This window comes from Marinomonas algae (assembly GCF_047525555.1).
GTDB lineage: Bacteria > Pseudomonadota > Gammaproteobacteria > Pseudomonadales > Marinomonadaceae > Marinomonas.
Map to the genome: position 1 here is coordinate 281,913 of NZ_JBLIXK010000002.1, position 15,915 is coordinate 297,827.

Annotated in this window: 13 protein-coding genes; 1 reads left to right on the top strand and 12 read right to left on the bottom strand. The window is 43.0% G+C overall.

The features are described 5' to 3' along the window. Nucleotides 1-54 precede the first annotated feature (54 nt). The 12 genes from ACMUMQ_RS05625 to ACMUMQ_RS05680 all read right to left on the bottom strand — a co-directional run bounded on the left by ACMUMQ_RS05625 (nt 55) and on the right by ACMUMQ_RS05680 (nt 14,847). The gene (locus ACMUMQ_RS05625) at nt 55-513 is read right to left on the bottom strand and encodes a hypothetical protein (RefSeq protein ID WP_414681027.1); all 459 of its coding nucleotides are present in this window, start codon (nt 511-513) and stop codon (nt 55-57) included. Beyond that, nucleotides 503-1,039 carry a type II toxin-antitoxin system MqsA family antitoxin gene (locus ACMUMQ_RS05630; RefSeq protein WP_414681028.1) on the bottom strand — a complete coding sequence of 179 codons (537 nt, stop codon included), beginning with the start codon at nt 1,037-1,039 and terminating at the stop codon, nt 503-505. The genes ACMUMQ_RS05625 and ACMUMQ_RS05630 overlap by 11 nt, the downstream gene beginning before the upstream one ends. A 9-nt stretch (nt 1,040-1,048) precedes the next feature. Beyond that, on the bottom strand, nt 1,049-1,333 hold the full coding sequence (locus tag ACMUMQ_RS05635; protein ID WP_414681029.1) for a hypothetical protein: 285 nt from the start codon (nt 1,331-1,333) through the stop codon (nt 1,049-1,051). Nucleotides 1,334-1,624: 291 nt separating this feature from the next. Next, entirely contained in the window at nt 1,625-2,668 is a 1,044-nt protein-coding gene (locus ACMUMQ_RS05640) for a hypothetical protein (protein ID WP_414681030.1), read from the bottom strand. A 75-nt stretch (nt 2,669-2,743) separates the two neighbouring features. After that, nucleotides 2,744-4,096: a restriction endonuclease subunit S gene (locus ACMUMQ_RS05645; RefSeq protein WP_414681031.1), complete on the bottom strand. Its 1,353-nt coding sequence runs from the start codon at nt 4,094-4,096 to the stop codon at nt 2,744-2,746. After that, nucleotides 4,093-5,685 (bottom strand): N-6 DNA methylase, encoded by a 1,593-nt coding sequence (locus ACMUMQ_RS05650; RefSeq protein ID WP_414681032.1) that lies wholly within the window; start codon nt 5,683-5,685, stop codon nt 4,093-4,095. Before ACMUMQ_RS05650 ends, ACMUMQ_RS05645 begins: the two co-directional genes overlap by 4 nt. A 154-nt stretch (nt 5,686-5,839) precedes the next feature. Beyond that, complete coding sequence (gene hsdR, locus ACMUMQ_RS05655) at nt 5,840-9,379, bottom strand: type I restriction-modification system endonuclease (protein WP_414681033.1); 3,540 nt, start codon at nt 9,377-9,379, stop codon at nt 5,840-5,842. Between the two features lie 112 nt (nt 9,380-9,491). Beyond that, nucleotides 9,492-10,517: a lipid A deacylase LpxR family protein gene (locus ACMUMQ_RS05660; protein WP_414681034.1), complete on the bottom strand. Its 1,026-nt coding sequence runs from the start codon at nt 10,515-10,517 to the stop codon at nt 9,492-9,494. A 218-nt stretch (nt 10,518-10,735) separates the two neighbouring features. Beyond that, on the bottom strand, nt 10,736-12,109 hold the full coding sequence (locus ACMUMQ_RS05665) for a short-chain fatty acid transporter (protein ID WP_414681035.1): 1,374 nt from the start codon (nt 12,107-12,109) through the stop codon (nt 10,736-10,738). Between the two features lie 122 nt (nt 12,110-12,231). After that, entirely contained in the window at nt 12,232-13,407 is a 1,176-nt protein-coding gene (locus ACMUMQ_RS05670) for an acetyl-CoA C-acetyltransferase (RefSeq protein WP_414681037.1), read from the bottom strand. A gap of 61 nt (nt 13,408-13,468) precedes the next feature. Next, nucleotides 13,469-14,128 (bottom strand): CoA transferase subunit B, encoded by a 660-nt coding sequence (locus ACMUMQ_RS05675; protein WP_414681038.1) that lies wholly within the window; start codon nt 14,126-14,128, stop codon nt 13,469-13,471. 14 nt (nt 14,129-14,142) lie between these two features. After that, nucleotides 14,143-14,847, bottom strand: a complete 705-nt coding sequence (locus ACMUMQ_RS05680) for a CoA transferase subunit A (RefSeq protein ID WP_414681039.1) — start codon at nt 14,845-14,847, stop codon at nt 14,143-14,145. A 127-nt stretch (nt 14,848-14,974) separates the two neighbouring features. Between ACMUMQ_RS05680 and ACMUMQ_RS05685 the strand changes: the two genes are divergently transcribed. Beyond that, entirely contained in the window at nt 14,975-15,871 is an 897-nt protein-coding gene (locus ACMUMQ_RS05685; protein ID WP_414681040.1) for a LysR family transcriptional regulator, read from the top strand. The last annotated feature ends 44 nt before the right edge of the window (nt 15,872-15,915 follow it).

The window sequence follows — 15,915 nt, forward strand, 5'->3', positions numbered from 1 at the left end:
CTGTCCATTAGTTCTAGTATCGCGGCTTGTGTCCCGTCCTTAAAAACTTATCAACTATTTATTAAATTGTACGGTAGGTAAGATAACGCGGGGTAAACGAAGACGCTCACATTGGGAGCTTAAAAATTCACGCCAATAAGGCCAAACATGAAAGCTGGCATTGTGCTGGGCGAACTCATCAATACATTCTTGCTCTAGGTCTTTAGCCATTTGGTATTCAGCAATAAAGTCCGCTTCAATAAAGGCTTTTATATCAGGCTCTTCATTATCATTTGGAGTAATCCAACGAGTACCTAAGCGAACATACATTCTAACAAGTAAGTCGCTTTCGTTTGCTTGTAATACTTCACATTTTTTTACTGAGTGCATCTGCTGAACAAGCAGCTCATCTAACTCTGTTGTTTTTGGGTCGAAATCTTCTTTGCACTCTGATTGTGTCGACTTTAAGTAAACGTCTTGAATGGTTAAGTTATCAATGGCCCGCTGCAGGTTCTTACTAATTTTAGTGGCCATAGAAAGCCTCATTTTCAACGGTGTTGGTCATAATAACTACGGGTTGTGTTGGCTTCTTATAATCTGAAAGGTTAATAATCGCCACATCATCCCAATGAACCGTTTGTTTAGACTGAATTCCAGCTTTGGCCAACAACCTATCTAATGCAACAGGAACTTCATCAGCCATTCGTAATAATTTGTCCATCGCATCAGATTGCATCACGTCATCGGCTTCATATTTAGAGAAAGCCACTGGACCGCCGCCAAATACTTTAGCCGCTTCGTCTTGATTCAAGCCCCATTTTTTACGCAACTCACGCACTTGTTTGCCAGTTAACAAACCTTGTACTTGTTTTTTGAACGCTATCATAGCGCGCTTATTAGAACGGGCTTCGGCTGTACCTGCTTGCTCACTACCACAAGCATTACATTCAGCATAAACACTTTCGATTTGACCCTGTTGTCCGAGATGTTCAACATCAATCCATTCGCTTTTTGTGTGCAGTTGGCCTGCTTCACAAATGGGGCACACTCCTTTTTTCATCACATTCTCCTACAGCGATAAATGGCAAGAAACCAGCAATAACAACTTGCCAGTCTTACCTATCGCAAATTTCACATAATATTCACACGGCAAGTTTTTATAGGCAGCATCATTCCATTCCTGCCGAGACAAACGATAACTGTCACAGGCGGCCCAAGGCCCTGTTGGTTTTTGAACACACCATTGAGAATTAATGTAATGACCTGTGGTCAAAGCTTGTGTCAATAATTCGCGCACATCCGCTATGTCAAACGCCAACGCTTGGACATCTTGTACGCAGTTTCGTGTCCACAACGTGGTACTGTTATCACCTTTCCCCAACAGAAGGAGAACATCGGCTTTATCGTATAAAGGGCCATTTCGTATATGAACTCTTTCCTTACCTACCTCAGTAGGCGGTTGCCCTTCTTAAGCGCTAAGATTGATTGCATTATTTACCATAATGGTAACTTTATCCAGTTAAATTCGTTCTTTCCTTAGTTAATGCAAAAAAGAGAGCTTGGCTCTCTTTTCACCCCTTTTCCTATAAACTCGCGCCATTCACTCAGCTCTATGTCAGAACAAGTATGAAGGCGGGATTTTCTACTATCCTTGTGAATCGTTTACTTTCTGAGAGACCTGTTGGTTAAAACAAATAGCTTCGATCTCTGGGTCAAGGTTCGGTTGTTTTTCCTTTTCTTGCTTTTCAGCTTTAGGGTTTTCGTAATGAGAAAAAGCACAGTTCGCACCGATTTTAGAGATATGAAGAAAGTAATCTTTCTTTCTTATAAAGAATGCATCGTTTGTTTCTAAAATAATCTCCCCCGTGAGAAGCAACCCATTTTTAGTAATTTGAACACATTCTTTTGATTTTTCATCAGTACCACAAAGTTCTTTTGATTTGATCTCTTTCATATAATCTTGGCCACTTTGATAGCCAAAAAGACCTGGAGCAAATATTAAAAGCCCAAAAATAAACAATAAAATTTTAAAATTTAATTGTATTAAAAACATTATCACAGAGATTGAGAATGCACCGATTAGCCCGATAAAGATTTTACATTTATTTCCGATATTATTTTTATCTTTAGGTTTTTCTTTTTTGCCTTTATGTTTAGATAGAATTATAGAAACCAATAAAAAAGATAAAATAATAAATATAAAAAAAGCAAAACCTAAAGAGAAAAATAAATTTTCTTTAAGTCCTTCAATCTTATTCAGTGCAACTGAAAAAGCAATATAATACATATCTTCAATATTATAGCTTACAGAAAAACCACCTAACCCCATTTCACTGATCATTCCTTTTTGGAAGGCAAAACCATAAATCCCCGATAATACACCAATAAAAATCGTATATTGAATAAGATTAGATATTTTAAATATTTTAAATATTTTCAAAAGCCAATCTTCATTCTTTTTTAAGGGCTTACTTTCATTTTCTATCTTTTCATAATCATTAGAAGATGATTCTGTTCTATTTTTTTCATCAGGGTCGTACTTATTATCTGAATTTAGGTGTACTGGAGCCTCTGCATTTCTAGTTATTTCCACTTCGCCTTTTAACGACCCGTCTTCTCCTTTTGATATGATGACATTTCCTTTAATAGACTCATGTGGGTTAGCATTTTCAATAGATTCTTTACACATCTCTTATCCTTGTAGATATTTTTTATTTAATTGATTCTAGTTTTTTACGAATTTTTCGATTCTTCTTTAATTGTTTTATAAACCACCTTTTTTAACGGATTTCTTAGCAGCTTTGACGAGTGCGTCGGCGTCTTGCTTGGCTTTGGCGATGCGCTCTAGCAGTTTGTCGGCGGGTTCATCGTTTGGATCTTGTGGCACGAGCTCACCACGGAAGGCTTTGGCCAAAATAGATTGGGTGAGTTTGTCGACGCGCTGCTGGGCGTTGTTCACCTGCTTTTCGATAGCATCGGCAAAGGCGAAATACTGGTCAACAAGGCGGACGATTTCGGTTTGTTCTTCGAGTGAAGGGAGGTTTACAGGTATCTCTCGAACTTTATTTAAGTTTAGATTAGGTTGATTTCCTCCAGCAGCAGATTTTCGAGTCTCTTCATAATTTTCTAAAAGCCGAAGTTTTACAAAGCTGATCAATGCCAACTCTTGGTTTACTGTTATTGCTGCACACGCTTGATTGCAAGTTGCCTCAAAAGTTAACTCTGTTACTTGACCTCTTGTTTTTCCTTCACCGTACATAGCTAAAAGTAAGGTGCCTTTACCAAACATTTTAAGTTTGCAGTCATCAACAGCGAATTGAGAAACATATTGTTCTGCTTCATTACAAAATAAAATGCCTGTTGCACTACTGGTTAACCAGGGAACGTCAGGAGTATCCCAATAACTGGGTTCAGTTCGCTTAGGTGTTTTGCCTGTGGCTACCAAGGCGATACTTCCTATACAAGACTCTTTCCAAGAGAAAGCGTGTTTCTCTCTCCACTCCTCAGTCAATTTCCCACTAACAGCGGAAGCGAGGACGGATTGGCGGAAGCGTTTGAGGGTGTTGGGGATGCTGTCGAGGCGAGCTTTGATGCTGTCTACATGCGCCAAGACTTCATCCAACTTCTCGACGATGCGTTTCTGCTCGGCTAGAGGGGGGAAACTTACAACTAATTCTTCTATTGCTGAAGCTGAAATATTAGGTTGAGCTCCGCCATACGCAATTTCTAAGAGTGTTGGGGATATATATTTCACTAAATAATTTCTAAAACTAGAATTGCATATTTCTGGTGCGTTTAATTTGAAATTACCAACTCGTTGATTTTGAAGTGCTGGTTCATTGCCATTATAAATTCCTATTTTTCCTGTGGTTGCGCCAGACATCGCGACTAAAAGGTCGTTCTTTACTACTTCAAACCCTGATATAGCTTTATCTACAGCAACATGATTTGCTTTTTTATCAGAAGCCCACTCACCATCTATATCTGAAATACGTATTACAGGAACGGTATTTTTACTAGGTTCCACATAATCATGACTTTTGAATGCATAACCATTTCTAAGATGAATATATTTACCTACTTTGTCCTCAACCCAACCTTTCGGTAATTCACTCACGCTTGGCCTCCCAAACGCTCATTTTGCTCTGTGGTGGTAGCCTTCTCTTCCAAACCAAAGGCTTGTTCTAGGAGTTGTTTTTGCGCTTCGGCTTCGTCGTCTGCGCCGAGGGCTTGCATCAGTTGGTACAGCTCGCCCATGGCTTCCGTGAGTTCCGCCATGGCTTCGCCTGCTAGCACATCTGGCTCTGGCAGGTTTTCGGAGTCGGTGGCTTCTAGGTCTTTGAGCCAACTGATGTCTAATGAGTCGCCTTTTTGCTCACGAATGTAATCGCGACTGAATTTACGCCAGCGGGCGGTGTCGTCACCTTCATCGGTAGAAAGCCCGTCGATTTCGCCAATTTGCTGGTAAACCCCTTGCGTGCGTGGCGATTGGCCGTTGGGATTGTCGCCATAAGCAGTGATAAATGCTTCAAAATGCTTGTCAGTTAACGTGCGACGTTTGCCGAAGGTTTGCATGTTGGTTCGCATGTCGTACACCCAAGTGTTCTCTGTGCAGTCTCTGTCTTGGTGTGGGTTGCTTGGCGTGCCTTTTTGGAAAAACAGCACGTTGGTTTTTACTCCAGCGGCGTAAAAAATGCCCGTTGGCAAACGCAGAATCGTGTGTAAGTTACACTTGTGCATGAGGTCGCGGCGAATATCTGTGCCTTTACCGCCTTCAAATAACACGTTATCTGGAATCACCACGGCAGCGCGGCCACCGGGTTCTAAGGTTTCGATTATGTGTTGGATAAAGCACAGTTGTTTGTTGCCCGTGGCATACAAAAAGGTACGGGTAATGTTGGTGCTGGCAGCGCTACCAAAGGGCGGATTGGATAACACAAGATGGGCAGAAAGGTTTTCACCATCGCTGCTTAAGGTGTTACCAAGACGAATCGCTCCGTCGTCATCGTCTCCTACAATGTCGTGTAATAAGCAGTTCATCAATGCTAAGCGGCGAGTTTCTGGCACTAATTCTAAGCCAACAAACGCGTGCTTCCTTTGGAAGTCGGCGTCATCGTCTGATAATACGGCTAAATCGTTTGTTTGGGCTTTGATGTATTTGTCCGCTTCGATCAAGAAGCCCGCTGTGCCTGCCGCTGGGTCTTGGATGATTTCTCGTGGCTGTGGCTTCATCAGTTCGACAATGGCGCTAATCAGCGGTCGCGGTGTGAAATATTGCCCCGCGCCGGATTTGGTTTCGTTGGCGTTCTTTTGTAGCAAGCCTTCGTACATGTCGCCGAAGTCGTCACGGCCTTTTTCGTACCAGTCTAGCTTGTCCATTTCCGTGATCAGCTCGGTTAATTGAGCTGGCTGGGTAATGGTTGTGGTGGCGTTTAAAAAGATGGCTTGTACGATCGCGTGATGATCGCCATCGAGTTTGTTTAATAGGTTCTTATAAAAGCTGTGCTGCTCAATCCCGCTTTTGATGGTTAGATCTTTCCAGCGATAGCCTTCTGGAAGTAAGGCTTCTTCTGAGCCTGTTTGTTCACACATTTTCAAGAAGAGTAAAGAGGCTAATTCGTTGACGTAGTTTTGGTAAGACACGCCGCCATCGCGTAGGTTGTCACACAGTTTCCAGAGTTTGGCGACCAGTTCGTTGTTGTTCATACAGTGTCTCTTTTTAGTGTTTCTTTTGTTTGGTTTTTTATAAGCGAGCGATGGTGCAAGTTAAGGTGCGCATCACTGTCTGTGATTTGCTGCTTATAAATGGCTACTTGTAAATTGCTGCTTGTAAATTGAATGTGGGCGCTATGATACCGAGCTATGCTCTTTCATCCCAGATGTACTCGCTGAATTTATGAAGAATGTCGTCCAGTTCGTTATTCAACGCTTCTTGCAGTTTGCGTTTGCCACCGAAGCGGGCGTAGTTGCCTATTTTGTAGACGTCGTCGTCAAGCACGACTTTGTCTTTTATGGAGCTAGCAAGGCGATCTAACCATTGGATTTGTACGCTGTTCCAGTCGTTCTCGCTTTTGATCTTTGCTAAGGCGTAATCAACACGCGTATCGAAAGGTTGTAAAACAGGGTTTTTCATACTGGCGCGACGAATATGACCAACCAGTTTGGCGGCTATTTCTTGGGTGGTTTTTTGCTTCCATGCTACTTGTAACGCCGATTCATCAAAATGTTTGGCGTCGAACCATTCTTGCAGTTCTACCAAACCTTTGCGGGTTAAATCTCGTGGGCGATTGATCACAGCGTCCAATGCGGTGAGCTTGTTGCTGTTGTCGTTTACCAACCGATCAAAGGCTTCTAGGAAGTCTTCTGCTTTGTTGTAATCACCAAATAGGGTTTCTACGCCGATCACTTCGTCTGGCATATCAGAAAAAATTGGGCGATCACGCAAACTGTTGATGGTGCGTTTTAAGTCTTCGACCTGCTCCACCAAGGTGGGCAGCTTTTCAAAATATTGGGCTGAGACTTTTGGCCCTTCATTTCGTAACGTTTTGGCGAGTTCCAAGAAACCACAAGGGACGACATTTTTTAAGCGTTCATCAATGGACTTAACGGCTTTTTCAACCTCTGGGCTACGAACTTGCTGATATTCGGCTTGTACAATGACTCGCTGTAACTTGGAAATCAGCTGTTCATGGCTGTTTTCTGCAAAGGATTTGTCGTTGGCTTCTATGACTTGATAGGTCTCTTCTTCGCTGATTTCTTTCACTAATGTGCTTAGGCTCACATTCGGACGAACGATCACAGATTGCATGGTGTCGACAGGTTGTAAGGTGGAATATAAATCCACAGCATCAAAAATACGGAAGCTGGTTTTGCCGACTTTTGGACAAAGGCGTGTGGCGCGACCTTTCATTTGCTCGTACAGAATACGGCTGCGTACTTTGCGTAAAAACACCAGATTACAAATGCTGGGGACATCAATGCCTGTGGTTAAAAGGTCTACGGTTACAACAATGTTGGGAATGCGAGGCTCTTTTTCAAACTTGACGATCAGTTCTTGCACCTTGCTGGCGTCTTTGTCTGAATTGCCAGTAATCTTCATGATGGCGTCGTGGGGAAGATCAGGATATTGGCCTTTGAACGCGGCGTGTAATTCTGCCACAACCGTGTCTGCGTGTTCATTATTCACACAGAATATAAGGGTTTTCTGTTCGCTGGTTGGGTCTAGGTATTTGGTTAATTCACCACAGATGGCTTTGGTGAAATTAGGCAAGATGATTTGTCGGTTGAAGTGATCGACTTCAAAATTCTGCTCGTCTTCTACTGTGTCTAATTCTATATCGCCTGTCACATTTAAACGCTCAACTTGTTCGCCTTCGGCAATGCAGACGCCTTGAGTATTGAGCTTGGTGTTGATTTTGATTGGCGGTTCGTAATCGTTCAAGTAACCGTCAATAACGGCGGTACGATAGGAATAGGTATAAATCGGACGACCAAATATTTCTGACGTGTGCGAAGCGGGCGTGGCGGTTAGCGCCAGTTTGAAGGCATCGAAGTGGTCGATGACTCGACGATAGGCGGAGATGTAATCTCTTTGATCACGAAACACCAGCTCACCTTCAGTTTGTTCTTTATCCAATATATAACCGCGGTGCGCTTCGTCTATGATGATGGCGTCATAAGTGCCAACGCCAACAAAATTATCACCCTGTAATACGCGCTTTACTAACGATTGCACGGTGGCTATGTGAACCTTAGTGCTGTCTTCTGGGAAGCGCTCTGTCAGTCCTTGAATATTGAATATTTCATTGAAGGTGTAACTTTGAATGCGTGTGCTTTCAAAAGAGTCCAGCGCTTGGTTACCCAGTGAACGACGATCGACCAAAAACAACACACGCTTAAAACGCTGGGATTGGATCATACGATACATGATTGCAATGGCAGTGCGGGTTTTGCCTGTGCCTGTTGCCATTGCTAGCAATGCACTGCGTTTACCTTCGATAACTGCCTGCTCTACGGCACGCACTGCGTCTTCTTGGAAGTAACGTAGCCCCAAATCGCTCATGTCAGGATTGGTTTTGAACCAGCTGTTTAATTTGCCTATTTGCTGCGCCAGCTTGCTTTGTAATTCTGCTGGTGTGAACCATTGATTTAAAGAGTCTGGTTGGTTGGTATCTAAGCGAACATCTCGATACCAAATACCGCTTTTGGTTTTTACCGCTGCACTGTGACCTCGTCCATTGGCGGAAAAACAAAATGGAATATGAAAGCCTGACGCATTGTATTGATTGGTTTTCATCTCGCTAACGTGTTTAAGAATGCCATCTTGATTGTGCTCGTCATTGGCGGCCAATTGCGCTAATTCGTTTTGGTACGCCAGCATGTCAAAAGTACGACTGTAACGGTAGGCTTCGTTGAGTTTATCGGCAACGTCTTGGTTATAACGCTTAGCTTCGATAACGCCAACAGGCGTTAAGCCGACAAACAACACATAATCGGCAAAGCCTTTCTTGCCGGTTTCATCGACACCTGTTGGCCATTCCGCAATGGCCATGTTTCGCCCTATTTGAGGCCGTGTGCCATTGCTGTATTTTAGATTTTCAGTGTCTGTTTCCCAGCCAGAAAGTCGTAGCTGTTCATCGATCAAGTAGCGAGTTTCTTGTTCGTTTAGATTGAGCGGCGTTTGATTCGCTTGTTTGATAGTTTTTTGGTGAAAGCTTTTTCGTTCTGATTCACTCAGCTTTGCCAATTCGACGTCTTTTTGTTTGAGTTGGGATTCTAGCGCTAAAATTCGCGCTTCATTTTGAGCAAGGGTTTCCTTCTCTTTGCTTTCGAGAACCGCTAATAACCCTTCAAGTTGAATCACTTTTGCTTGCTGTGCATCCAGTTCCGCTTGGCTTTTGTGTTCTTTTTGTGTGGCGTTGTTATTGGCTTCTAAAAGTTGCTTTTTTAGCTCAGCAATTTCTTGCTCTGCTTTTTGACTAGAGGCTTTGTCGATGGGCAATTTGAATAACGGCGCGGCAAAATCCTTGTCATTGCTCATCAGTCGGTAATACCAAACTGCCAATCGAAAAGACAAACGCAAACACATTTCCGCATCGTTTAGGTCGTTGTGGTATTTGTGAACCGCATCATTACCTAAGCTTCGTAGTTTATGAAAAATACTTAAAATGGATTCGTCTATTGGTGTGCGTTTTTCAATTCCTTGTAAGAGTGCATATTGGGTATCTTGTGGTTCTATATTGAGCAATTTGCCTAGGTGTTTGGCAACGTATTCGCCAGCAATGCGAAGCTTTACAAGTGTTGTATTGGCATCGTCAGGGTAATTTTTCTCAGCGGTATGAAGAATGGTAAATAAGAAGTCATCCGTTCCTTTTAAGAAAACAAAATTAGACTGCGTCATTTGTATCGAAATCCTTTCATTATTTATCACACTATGTCTTTGTCAGTTTAACCTGACAAAGACATCTTCGGAATCCCTTTTCCTTATTAATTGATTGTAGAAATGAAGTAGCCTATATCTGCCACGCAAATGTCAGTGTGCCATAGCTATTAAAGTCGTCTAATCTATGGTCACTGCTGCCGTTATATTGCAATGAGAAAGGCGTATTGATCGCAAAGGCGAGGGAGGAATTTCCCCAAGAGTAAGTCACGCCTAATGCTAAAATATTAATATTATGGTCATAGTCGATGGAGCGGCTATCGCTGAAGGTATTACCGTCGGTGTAAATTTGGTTAAAGTAGTATTTTAACGCCAGTCCAGAATACACAAACCATCCACCATTTACGGCAATAGGGTTCGATGTTCTTGAGTCTGCAAATAACGCGGTAGCATAAGAACTTTCTAAGTTTTTACCGTATCGAAAAACAGCGGCAGTACTAACACTACTGCTTAATGTACCAAGACCTATATTCCCTCCAAGTAAGATATCCGCATGGCCGCTGTCCGATATCCACTCTCGCCATATTCGCCCACGAGAAAATTCAAATACCAATTCATTATTTAATTGTGTATCCCAACCTTTCGGTTCTTGTGCAGAAATAATGGAATGGATGGCTTTCTGGCTTTCCTCTCCCAATGCAAGTGGTCCGACAATACCTAGGGTTGTACTGACTCTATCCGCATAACTTGGACCTGCAGATATGTAGGTATTGGTAAAGCTAATAACTGCCGAATAAGGCAAATCTGACTCGGATGGAATAGCTTGCGAAATATCATAAGGGGTCGTTAGTGTTTGACCAAAGCTGTACACATTTACAGCTCTATCAATCGAACGATTTGGCATACTCCACATTAAAGGTTTTACCCAAATATCCGCTTCATGCTGTGAATAGGAGCCATCATAAACATTGTATTTGGATACATAAATTCCGTTGGTGTAACCATTGTCTTCGCCAACAAAAAAGTCATTATCCAACGTGGCAGACATCCAACTAACATCGCTATAAGCCTGCGTGCCATACAAGAGAAACAAAATAGACGCGAAGGTTTTCAAGAAACTTTCCGCTTTTCTATTATTGTGACTTTTTCTGACTTTCATTTTGTTCACTTGGTATCGACTCACTATTTTTTCTTAAATTAAACAACTAAGGAGCAGCTATTATAAAGTTTACAAAGCGGAACATAGACCAAAAAGTATTGAATAATAATGGACTTATCAAGGATGAAACATTCTTTTTTTACATAGAAAAACACCACCTGAGGAAAGCCCAGATGGTGTTTTGAATTGTGTATTTCTTTCTGGATGAAAAGCCGTTCTTAGAAAATCAAGAAGCCTAATGAAATGATCACACCAGAACCAATTAAGGCCATCAAGCAATAACCCATTACATCTTTCGCGCCAAGCCCTGCAATCGCTAACGCAGGTAGTGCCCAGAACGGCTGAATCATATTAGTCCAAGCATCTCCCCATGCAATTGCCATGGCAGTTTTAGCTGCATCAACGCCCAGTGCTGCACCAGCAGGCATCATAACAGGTGCCTGAACAGCCCATTGCCCACCACCGGAGGGAACAAAGAAGTTCACAATACCAGCACTTAAAAATGTAAATAGAGGGAAGGTTGTTTCATTGGAGATAGACACAAAACCCTGTGAAATAACTGCTGCGAGAGAAACACCTGAGTCACCTGAAGCCGTCATCATGCCCATGATTCCTGCATAAAAAGGAAACTGTAATAGAACCCCTGAACAGTTACGAGCGCCCTGAGAAATCGACGTCAGCAAACTTTTCGGAGTACCATGCAGCAAAACAGCAGCAAACAAAAAGGTAAAGTTAACGATGTTTAAATTCAATGCAAAACCATTTGTCACGAAGTAATAAACCACATAAACAAAGCCCATAATGCCTAAAAGCAAAGAAAGAGTACGGCTACTTTCAAGACGTTCAGCTGGGCTCATTTCACTTCGATCCTTAACTTCTTCAACCTTATTTTCTTCCAAAAGCTCAGCATCAATAGTAATGGTATCTTGAGCCGCCGGGTGCATCAGGCGATTTAACAAAGGAATACTGACAAACATAACCGCTAGAATAGTTAGGTTCATTGGAGAGAAAATGGTTTCTGAGGTTGGAATAGCGCCGGTTACCGCACCATTTGTAACAGCAGTATTATTACCACCAGCAATCGACAACGGAATCGAGCCTGATAAACCCGCATGCCAAAATAGGAAACCACTGTAAGCGGAAGCGATTAACAATCGGTAATCTACACCCTTTACTCGTGAAGCGATTTCTCGGGCAAAAATAGCGCCTACGACCAAACCAAAGCCCCAGTTTACCCAGCATGCCATGGCGCTAATCGCCGTAACTAGAATAATGGCTTGCCCCGGTGTTTTAGCGACGCCAGCCAACATGGCTAGTTTGCGTTTAAAAGCAGGTGCACTTGCCATAGCGTGGCCCGTTACCACAACCATCGCCATCTGCATCGAGAAGCTTAATAAATTCCAAAAGCCACCCGCCCACGCATTGACGACCTGCATGGGGCCTTGCCCTGTGCTCGGCATCACTAATAAAAACACGACAAATGTGAGGATAATGGCAAAAATGAAAGGATCAGGAAGGTAGCGCTGCAACAGCAATACAAAGAACTGACTGACTTTTTGTAGACCTGTTTGTTTTTGTTGAATTGTATTCATGAGACTTTTCCTATTTTTATATTTTTTATTAGAAAAATAGTAAGAGAGGTATTCGAATCAGACACTTATGGCACCGACGAATCCTCTCTTCTATATCATGCACTTTTTGATCAATGCATTTTTTAACGCGACACTAACATGGCTACTCCCATACCACCGCCGATACACAAAGTAGCAAGCCCTTTTTCAAGATCTTGCCGTTGCATTTCATGAAGCAAGGTCACCAAAATGCGACAACCTGATGCTCCGATTGGGTGACCTAGAGCAACAGCGCCACCATTAACATTGACTTTATTAGCATCCAAACCAAGTTCTTTGTTGACGCATAGAGCTTGCACAGCAAAGGCTTCATTGGCTTCAACAAGGTCTAAATCAGCCACTTGCCAATTGGCTTTTTTAAGCACCTTGTTGGTTACCGCAATTGGTCCCGTTCCCATAATGTCAGGATCAACACCAGCAGAGCTCGCCGCTTCGATGACCGCTAAAATTGGCAAACCTAAACGTTTTGCTTCTTTATCCGTTGTCACAACCACCATCGCCGCACCATCATTTAATGTGGATGCATTCCCTGCCGTCACACTGCCTTCTTTGGCAAAAGCGGGACGCAGTTTCGCCAGTGATTCTGCGTTGGTATTCGGACGAATTTGTTCGTCAGCGTCGACAATCACTGGATCGCCTTTGCGTTGAGGAATTGAGACAGGAAGAATTTCTTCGACAAAACGCCCCGAAGACTGAGCTTGTGCCGCTTTGTGTTGTGATCGCTCTGCGAATTGGTCTTGCTCGGCACGGCTAATACCCCAACGGTTAGCAATATTTTCTGCCGTCTGTCCCATGTGGTAATTATTAAACGCATCCCATAGACCATCGCTCACCATGGAATCGACCAGCTCCCAGTTGCCCATTTTTTTACCAGAACGACTGTTAGGCAAAACATGCGCCGCTTGACTCATGCTTTCTTGCCCGCCAGCAACCACCATATTGGCATCGCCATTTAGAACCGCTTGCGCTGCCAGTTGTACGGCTTTTAAGCCAGAACCACATACTTTGTTTATTGTCATGGCAGAAACATGATTCGCCAATCCAGCGTGAATAGCCGTTTGGCGTGCCGGATTTTGCCCACAGCCTGCCGCCAAAACCTGCCCCAAAATGACGTCATCAATGTGATCTTTCAAAATAGGTTGTTTGGCCAACATACCAGACAAGAGCTGAGTACCGATTTGCACGGCACTTAACGAAGATAAGGCGCCATTAAAGGCACCAATTGGCGTTCTCGCCGCTGCAACGATAACCGCTTTCATATGATCTGCTCCTTAATAAAATTCTGTTTATTCTTCTAATTTTGAATAATAAGGCTTTATCTTAAGCAAAGACCATCTCGGGAACATGGTCTGGAACAATAAGCTTACCTTGCGTCTTTTCAATGATTTCGTCTGTGGAAACACCTGGCGCTCTTTCTTTAAGAACAAAGGCACCATTTTCAATTTCTAACCAAGCAAGATCTGTCAGCACTTTTTTGATACAACCCTTGCCAGTCAAAGGTAAAGAGCAGCTTTCTAGCAACTTGGACTCACCCGATTTAGAAGCATGCGTCATGGTGACAATGATGTTGTCTGCGCCAGCAACCAAATCCATTGCTCCGCCCATACCTTTCACCAATTTATTAGGAATCATCCACGAAGCAATATTGCCGTTTACATCTACTTCAAATGCACCCAAGACGGTTAAATCAACGTGACCACCACGAATCATGGCAAAGGATTCTGCGGACGAAAAAATAGAAGCGCCTTTGACTGCGGTGACAGTTTGCTTACCCGCATTGATCATATCTGCATCTATGGTGTCTTCCGTTGGAAACTCGCCCATACCAAGCAAACCGTTTTCAGATTGCAGCATGACGTCCATATTTTCTGGAACGTAATTCGCCACCAAGGTTGGAATACCTATTCCCAGATTAACGTAAAAGCCATCTTGTAATTCTTGAGCGACACGTTGTGCCATTTGTTCTCTTGTTAATGCCATGTCAAACCTCGTTATTATTTTGCTGCTTTTACGGTTCTTTGTTCGATACGTTTCTCAAATGAGCCCAACACAACACGATCCACGTAAATACCAGGAGTATGAATCTGCGTTGGATCAAGTTCTCCCACTTCAACAATCTCTTCTACTTCAACAACTGTGATTTTGCCTGCTGTCGCAGCGAGTGGATTGAAGTTTTGTGCGGTATGGCGATATACAACATTGCCGTAACGGTCTGCTTTCCAACCTTTAACAATGGCGAAATCCCCCGTAATAGCTTCTTCAAGCAAGTATTCTCTGCCATTAAATAATTTGGTTTCTTTGCCTTCAGCAACTGGAGTACCAACACCTGTGGCAGTATAAAAAGCAGGAATGCCAGCACCGCCTGCGCGCATTTTTTCAGCTAAGGTGCCTTGAGGGGTGAGCTCAACTTCTAATTCACCATCGAGCAATTGTTTTTCAAATAAAGCGTTTTCGCCGACATAAGACGAAATCATTTTTCGAATTTGTTTGTCTTCTAGCAAGATGCCTAACCCAAAGCCGTCAACGCCACAGTTATTCGAAACCACTGTCAGACCTTTTGTACCTTTGCGTTGGATCTCTGCGATCAGGTTCTCTGGAATGCCACACAAGCCAAAACCACCAGCTAGAACAATCATATCGTCTTCTAAACCAGCCATGGCTTCTTCGTATGAGGTAACCACTTTGTCAAAACCTGCCATTCCCTTTCTCCTGATTATTATTTTGAAGGAAGTTCAGTTTGACCCAAGAAGATAAATTAATTAAATTTGTTTTATATATTTATTAATAAGTTTTACAAATAAATAAAAACCAACAAAGTGACTCACAATGAATATTAAACAAGTTCGTGCTTTTCTTGCTGTGGCTCAATCCATGAGCTTCGCAAACGCAGCCAACCAACTGCACCTGTCTCAGCCTGCATTGAGCTTGTCGATCAAAAGCTTAGAAGATAGCCTAGGTGGGAAATTACTCACTCGAACCACTCGCAGCATCGCCCTCACTCCAGAAGGTGAAGCATTAGTGCCGATTGCTAGGCGCTTGCTGGCTCAATGGGAAAATGCTGAAGATGAGATGAAACAACGCTTTGCTTTGCAACTTGGTAAAATTACCATCGCTTCTATGCCTTCGTTTGCCGCGTCCTTACTGCCAAAAGCCATTCGCAATTATCATGCCTCGTATCCAGATATTCAGGTCGCTATTGATGATGTGTTATCAGACGTGGTGGTTGAAATGGTGCGAAATAATCAAGTAGAGCTGGGGATTTCATTTGAGCCTGTAGGCTTGCTTGAATTGGCGTTTTATCCATTATACGACGATCGATTTATTGCGATACTACCAAAAGATCATCCTTTAGAAGTGCATGAAAGCATCACTTGGGAAGCCTTGCTAGAGTACGATTTCATCACCTTGCAGCGCCCTTCTAGCGTGCGAACCATGATAGAAAAAACACTCAATGACGCCAACATAGAATTGAATGTCGCCTTTGACGCCCATCAGCTTGCAACCGTTGGGCGAATGGTCAGTGATGGGATGGGCGTTGCCGTTGTTCCTGCTCTTTGTCGTCAACAAGCCAAAGAACAAGGCGCAATTTGTCGACCTGTCGTAGAGCCAGAAATACATCGTCGCGTTGGTGTCATTTGTCAGCCAAGATCCAGTTTATCTATCGCTGCGGCCGCTATGTTGGATGTCTTGATTGAAACCTACGCAGGAGAAAATGCATTATAAATAATGCACTCTCCTTGTAAGGTTACGTGAATATATTTGTCGAG

Excerpts from the sequence above, each read along its gene's own strand:
- ACMUMQ_RS05625 (WP_414681027.1), bottom strand. The coding sequence starts at position 513 with ATGGCCACTAAAATTAGTAAGAACCTGCAGCGGGCCATTGATAACTTA.
- ACMUMQ_RS05630 (WP_414681028.1), bottom strand. The coding sequence starts at position 1,039 with ATGAAAAAAGGAGTGTGCCCCATTTGTGAAGCAGGCCAACTGCACACA.
- ACMUMQ_RS05640 (WP_414681030.1), bottom strand. The coding sequence starts at position 2,668 with ATGTGTAAAGAATCTATTGAAAATGCTAACCCACATGAGTCTATTAAA.
- ACMUMQ_RS05650 (WP_414681032.1), bottom strand. The coding sequence starts at position 5,685 with ATGAACAACAACGAACTGGTCGCCAAACTCTGGAAACTGTGTGACAAC.
- hsdR (WP_414681033.1), bottom strand. The coding sequence starts at position 9,379 with ATGACGCAGTCTAATTTTGTTTTCTTAAAAGGAACGGATGACTTCTTA.
- ACMUMQ_RS05660 (WP_414681034.1), bottom strand. The coding sequence starts at position 10,517 with ATGAAAGTCAGAAAAAGTCACAATAATAGAAAAGCGGAAAGTTTCTTG.
- ACMUMQ_RS05665 (WP_414681035.1), bottom strand. The coding sequence starts at position 12,109 with ATGAATACAATTCAACAAAAACAAACAGGTCTACAAAAAGTCAGTCAG.
- ACMUMQ_RS05670 (WP_414681037.1), bottom strand. The coding sequence starts at position 13,407 with ATGAAAGCGGTTATCGTTGCAGCGGCGAGAACGCCAATTGGTGCCTTT.
- ACMUMQ_RS05675 (WP_414681038.1), bottom strand. The coding sequence starts at position 14,128 with ATGGCATTAACAAGAGAACAAATGGCACAACGTGTCGCTCAAGAATTA.
- ACMUMQ_RS05680 (WP_414681039.1), bottom strand. The coding sequence starts at position 14,847 with ATGGCAGGTTTTGACAAAGTGGTTACCTCATACGAAGAAGCCATGGCT.
- ACMUMQ_RS05685 (WP_414681040.1), top strand. The coding sequence starts at position 14,975 with ATGAATATTAAACAAGTTCGTGCTTTTCTTGCTGTGGCTCAATCCATG.